We start from the raw sequence: 808 nt of genomic DNA, 5'->3' as shown, positions 1-808 counted from the left end.
GGGGACCGTGCTGTACGTGTGGACCGGTCTGTTGTACCTCGCGCAGGCCGTCGTGACGGCACGGAACGTGCCGGTCGGGAGGTGATCCGATGAGCCGCGCGTGGGAACGCATCCGGCGCAATCCGGTGCCCTCGCTGCTGAAGTCGCTTCTCGAGGATCATCTCGACCCCGGCTACGCCGCGTCCGCCGCCGACCGGGCGGCGGACCGCTCCCGCACCACGCCGCGGGCCTCCCGCGCGTGGCTCGGCGCCGGTGTCCTCCTCGCCGGCCTCGTCCTCGGCGTCGCGTACGCCCAGAACGCCGATGTAGAGGCCGGCACCGACAGCACCCACGCCGAGATTCTCGACTCCCTCCGGGCGGGGGACGATCGGATCGCCGCGCTGACCGCGCGGCGGGACGAACTCGGCGCCGCGATCGACGAACGACGTACCGCGCTGTTCGCCGACGGCGGTGACGGCGCGAGCATCCTCGACGAACTCCGGGACGCCGAGACCGCGGCTGCCGCGACACCTGTACGCGGACCCGGGATGACCGTCACCCTCACCGAACCCGCCGCGCGCCCGAACCTCTCGGACGCGGCGCGACTCGAGGACCGGCCCACCGCGCTCGTCCTCGACCGGGACCTGCAGTCGGTCGTCAATGCGCTCTGGGCCGCCGGTGCGGAGGCCGTCGATGTCGGCGGCGTGCGGGTGGGTCCCGGCGTGACCATCCGCCAGGCCGGGGGAGCGATGCTCGTCGACAACCGGCCCGTATTCTCCCCGTACACGGTCTCGGCGGTGGGGCCCCCGTCCCGGCTGCAGACGTCCTT

1 protein-coding gene is annotated in these 808 nt (G+C 73.4%); it reads left to right on the top strand.

Going from position 1 to position 808, the window contains the following annotated elements; translation table 11 throughout:
- Positions 1–89: 89 nt before the first annotated feature.
- The coding region (locus tag R1101_RS0124710) for a DUF881 domain-containing protein (protein WP_016935796.1) at positions 90–808 on the top strand (719 nt) is incomplete at its 3' end.

Source organism: Rhodococcus sp. R1101 (genome assembly GCF_000278445.1).
GTDB lineage: Bacteria > Actinomycetota > Actinomycetes > Mycobacteriales > Mycobacteriaceae > Rhodococcus > Rhodococcus gordoniae.
This window is presented reverse-complemented; position numbering and strand designations above follow the sequence as displayed.